The organism is Hominimerdicola alba 8 (assembly GCF_000178155.2).
GTDB classification, from domain to species: Bacteria; Bacillota; Clostridia; order Oscillospirales; family Ruminococcaceae; genus Hominimerdicola; species Hominimerdicola alba_C.
Genome location: NZ_ADKM02000127.1, coordinates 1 through 4,959 on the forward strand (window position 1 = coordinate 1; position 4,959 = coordinate 4,959).

Annotated in this window: 5 protein-coding genes; all 5 read left to right on the top strand. The window is 46.5% G+C overall.

Features of this window, described 5'->3' with window-relative positions:
* Positions 1–460 precede the first annotated feature (460 nt).
* Positions 461–805 (top strand): plasmid mobilization protein, encoded by a 345-nt coding sequence (locus CUS_RS15810; RefSeq protein ID WP_002852658.1) that lies wholly within the window; start codon positions 461–463, stop codon positions 803–805.
* Positions 806–996: 191 nt separating this feature from the next.
* Positions 997–1,209, top strand: coding sequence for a hypothetical protein (locus CUS_RS15815; RefSeq protein WP_002852659.1), 213 nt, complete (start codon positions 997–999; stop codon positions 1,207–1,209).
* Positions 1,210–1,417: 208 nt separating this feature from the next.
* Entirely contained in the window at positions 1,418–2,053 is a 636-nt protein-coding gene (locus CUS_RS15820; protein WP_002852656.1) for a TetR/AcrR family transcriptional regulator, read from the top strand.
* Positions 2,046–3,788: an ABC transporter ATP-binding protein gene (locus CUS_RS15825; RefSeq protein ID WP_002852660.1), complete on the top strand. Its 1,743-nt coding sequence runs from the start codon at positions 2,046–2,048 to the stop codon at positions 3,786–3,788. The genes CUS_RS15820 and CUS_RS15825 overlap by 8 nt, the downstream gene beginning before the upstream one ends.
* Positions 3,785–4,959, top strand: a 1,175-nt coding sequence (locus CUS_RS15830; RefSeq protein ID WP_002852654.1) for an ABC transporter transmembrane domain-containing protein, incomplete at its 3' end; no start/stop codon positions are given. The genes CUS_RS15825 and CUS_RS15830, both read left to right, overlap by 4 nt.

The following is a 4,959-nucleotide window of genomic DNA, read 5'->3' on the forward strand; positions in this document are numbered from 1 at the left end:
ATGATCCAATTATAGCGCGCTCTACATTTGAAATACAAGCCGCATTGCGCACAAACTTTTGTTCATACTTTGTCAACAAATATCCGGGGGATTTTGCGATTCAAAAAACTAAAATCACGCTATTTCGCCTTTTATGCTATCCGGTCATTTTGACGAAGCGATTTTGAACGAACATAAAGAATCTGAAATTTATTATTGACGTGATCGGGGAAGTGCGCTATATTGATTATGGGGAGCGACGAAATAGAGAAAGTCGCACAGCTCCAATTCTCGGAATAGAGAAAAAAAGACCGAGCCGAAAGGCTCGGAAATGACATTCGCCCCACTGGGGCGAAACTCTACCAGCAAGCACGGTGAAGTGTGGGCGCAAAAAGCGACTACACACACTTCACAAGGCTTGGCAGAGGGCGCTGCCCCTACGACCCCGAATTGAGAAAAATAGAAAAGGAGAACAAGAGAAATGAAAGATGAAAAGAAGCGTACATTGTACCTGAAAGTGCGTGTCAGCCCCGAGGAAATGGCTGCCATCAAGAAGAAGTTTGAGAACAGCGGTATGAGCAGTCTCAGTGGATTTGTTCGTGCGATGGTTTTTGAGGGTTACATCGTCCATATCGACGAGAACGAGCTGAAACGGCTCACTGTACTTGCGAACAATATCGCCAACAATATCAACCAGATTGCCCACCGTGCGAATGTCACGAACAAAGTTTACAAGGAAGATATTGAGGAGATCAAGGAGCTTGGCGATAAGCTCTGGCGTCCGCTGATGTTTCTGCATACAAAGGTGGCTCAGCTAAAGCATTGAGCAGAATATGAAAATCACCGTCAGGATAATTCCCGACGGCGATGAAATTCATTATGTGCGCTATGAACTGGACTGGCTTTTGAAATTGCTGTGCACTTCACAAAAATGGTTACAATCACTCCGCAGAGCTGGACTTCGGAAGAATTATCCATTATAATGGATTCACGATAAAACTTTTGGAGGTAACAGCTATGTTGAAAACACCTGAATTGGCAAAGCCGAGATCACGCAAGGTCACTACTGTCTGCAACGGAAGGCGTGAGGTCTGGACGGACTATGATGAAGCGGAAGCATATTTTCTTGAACTCATGATGTCCACAGACGGTGAGGAACATGAACGTGCGGAGTGCGTTTATATCCAACTGCTTCACGGGCTTGACAAGTGTAGCGACGTGGACGAATAATCTCAGAGAAGGCTTTGCAGGGATGCATAGCCTTTTGCTTTAATATTATTGTGTAAATCAACTGAACCTCACACTTCACAAAATAAATTATAGTCATTCTGCCTATTTTGCAAAAAGTTCGACCGCAGCACTTGACAAATCGGTTAGTATATGCTAATATGATAAACGGATTATCGGTAATACAGATTTCAATGAGAGGAGGATACCTATGTCAGTTCCCGATAAAAGTATCGACCCACGACTGCTTGCCAGTGCGGAAGCGGAATTTCTTGACAAGGGATTCATCAAGGCAGAACTGAAAACGATCTGCGAGAATGCCGGTATCACCACGGGCGCAGTTTACAAGCGTTATAAGGGCAAAGAGGACTTATTCTGTGCCGTTGTTGACGATATAGCCGAACAGCTTGATTTATTTTTAAAGAAACGCTCAGGGTTAGACTTTTCTGGGCTTTCGGATAAGGAGATATACGATTCATGGCAAATGACCTATGATTCGATGTTACCGCTGTTCAGCTTGCTGTATCAGCATCGTGATACATTCACTCTGCTGATAGATAAGGCAGCAGGGACACGATACGAGAATTTCAACCATGAATATGTCACGAAAATGAGCTATGCCTATGAGCAGTTCTACGCCGAAGCAAAAAAACGAGGACTTGCCAAAGCAGAAGTCTCAAGAGAGGAATTTCATGTTCTGATCTCATCCTTCTGGACGTGCGTCTGTGAGCCGATCATCCATGATATGTCATGGGAGCAGATCGAAGAACATTGCAGGATTGTCTGCCGCTTCTTCAACTGGCAGGAAGTGATTATGCTAAAGAAAGGCGATGAAAACTTTGTTTAACAAGATCAAGCCCTATATGGGCAGATACATCAGATATACCTATGCGGCTCTGGGAGCGATGTTCGCAGGACTGATCGCTTCCGCTGTGCCATTTTTTTTGGTATATCGTATCATAAAACCACTGATAAGCGGAGAAACACTTTCCGCAGGCTATTATGCAATGCATATAGCCATTATTTTTGCTTGTGAGTTAGCCTATGCTATCTTATATGTATGGGGGCTTAAATTCTCTCACATCTCCGCATACAACACGCTGAAAAATATCCGTATTTCCTTGCAGAAAAAGCTGGAGCGTCAGCCCCTCGGTGCCATTCAGGATATGGGCAACGGCAGGATCAAAAAACTGTTCACCGATGATATAGATCAAGTCGAACTGCTTCTTGCACACGCTATCCCCGAGGGCATCGCAAATCTTTCTATGGCGCTGATAGCGATCATCTGTATGTTCTTTGCAGACTGGAAATTAGCCCTGTTGTCGCTCTGTTCTCTTCCTTTGGGACTGTTCGCTATGGGCATGATGTTCAAGGCGGGTATGGAGCGAATGAACGCTTACTACGCCGCTTCTGCCAAAATGAACGCTACGATCATCGAATACGTCAACGGTATGGAAGTCGTCAAGGTTTTCGGGCGTGACGGTGAGAGCTACAGAAGATACGAAAAGGATATTAAGGATTACCGTGATTTTACTCTTGCGTGGTACAAGGTCTGCTGGCCGTGGATGGCACTTTACAATGCGATCATTCCCTGTGTGGCACTCGTGATGCTTCCGGTGGGAACGATCTTTGTACTGAATGGCATATCAACGCTTGCGGATCTGGTGCTTGTGTTCTGCCTGTCGCTGTCAGTTGGAATGCCGCTTCTGAAAGCCCTCGCTTTTGCAGGAAAGATACCTCAGCTCGGCTACAAGATAGATGAGATCGAAAAGGCTATGGATCATGAGCCGTTAAAAGCAACAGATAATCAGTTTATCGGTAATTCACATATCGTTCGATTCAATGATGTCCGTTTTGCCTATAAAGAACAGGAAGTCCTGCACGGCGTTTCACTCGAACTCGGAGAAGGGACGCTTACGGCGCTGGTCGGCGAATCGGGCAGCGGCAAATCAACTCTTGCAAAGCTGCTTGTCCATTACTATGATCTGAACGGCGGACATATCACCCTCGGCGGTCAGGACATCACCGATATGAGCATTGAAGCGCTGAACGACAACATCTCCTATGTATCGCAGGAGCAGTTTCTGTTCAACACCACGCTGTATGAGAATATCCTCATCGGCAAGCCCGATGCAAGCCGTGAAGAAGTAATGGCGGCGGCTGAAAAAGCACAGTGCGGTGAGTTCCTGAAACGTCTGCCGAAAGGCATCGACACAATGGCAGGCGACGGCGGTAAAATGCTTTCGGGCGGTGAGCGACAGAGAATTTCTCTTGCAAGGGCGATACTGAAAAATGCACCTGTCATCGTGCTTGACGAAGCAACAGCATTCATCGACCCAGAAAACGAGGAGAAAATGAATGCCGCGATCGGCGAGATCATCAAAGGCAAGACCGTTCTTGTCATTGCTCACCGCTTGCAGACGATAGTGAACGCCGACAAAATTTGTGTTATGAAGGACGGAAATATCATTGCCGCAGACACACATGAAAAGCTCCTGCAAAATTGTGCGGAATACCAGAAATTATGGAACAGCAGCGAAGCAAGAGCCAACTGGACTATCGGAAATGAGGTGAGGGCATGATAGGAATGATAAGACGTATCCTCGGCATTTCGGGGAAATACAAGGGCAGGATATACGGTGCTATGGGCTTTTCGTTCCTGAAAGGTCTGCTCATGAAAGTGCCGATCGTAGTGACCTATTTTGTTGTCACCACATATATTGACGGAACGATCACCAAGAAAGCTGCTCTCTACGGCGCGATAGCATTAGTCGCAAGTGTGGTATTGCAGGCAATATTCCAGTATGTTGCAGACCGTCTGCAAAGCGGCGCGGGCTACCTGATATTCGCCAATATGCGAATGAAGCTGGGCGAGCATCTGCGCCGTCTGCCGATGGGTTACTTCACCGAGGGCAACATCGGCAAGATCAGCTCGGTGCTCTCAACGGATATGGTGTTCATTGAAGAAAACTGCATGATGGTTCTTGCGGATATGATGAGCTACCTGTTCTCGCAGACTATCATGATCGTGTTCATGTTTATTTTTGACTGGCGGTTAGGTGTTGCTTCCCTTGCTGTCACGGGCTGTATGGTACTGCTTGGTAGGAAGATGATGAAAAGCGACCTTGTACACTCGGACGAAAAACAGCAAGCTGCCGAAACGCAGACGCAGGCGGTGCTTGACTTTACCGAAGGCATCGGCATTATCAAGACCTACAATCTGCTTGGCGAAAAATCAAAAGAACTGACCGACAGCTTTGATACCAACTGCCGTGTGAACCTCGATTTTGAGTTCTCACATCACCCCTATAAGCGCGGTGTGTTCCTGATCTACGGTATCGGCACGGTGCTGATGCTTGCACTTTCGGCTTTTCTCTACACAAAGGGCTTAATGGATATGAAATATTTCTTCGGTATGCTCCTGTGCCTGTTTGACCTGTTCGTGCCGATAAAATCGTTCTACGATCAGGAGGCAAGACTCACTGTCATGAGTGCTTGTATGGACAGGATAGAAGCACTCTTTGCAGAGAAAGAGCTTGAAGATAACGGCACACAAACGCTGACTAACAGCAATGCTCCCGAGATAGAATACAGAAATGTCACTTTTGCCTACGATAAAAACGACATACTTAAAGATGTTTCATTCAAAGCCAATAAAGGCACGATGACTGCGCTTGTCGGACCGTCTGGCGGCGGTAAATCGACAATCGCAAGTCTGCTGACTCGGTTCTGGGATGTGAAAAGCGGCGAGAT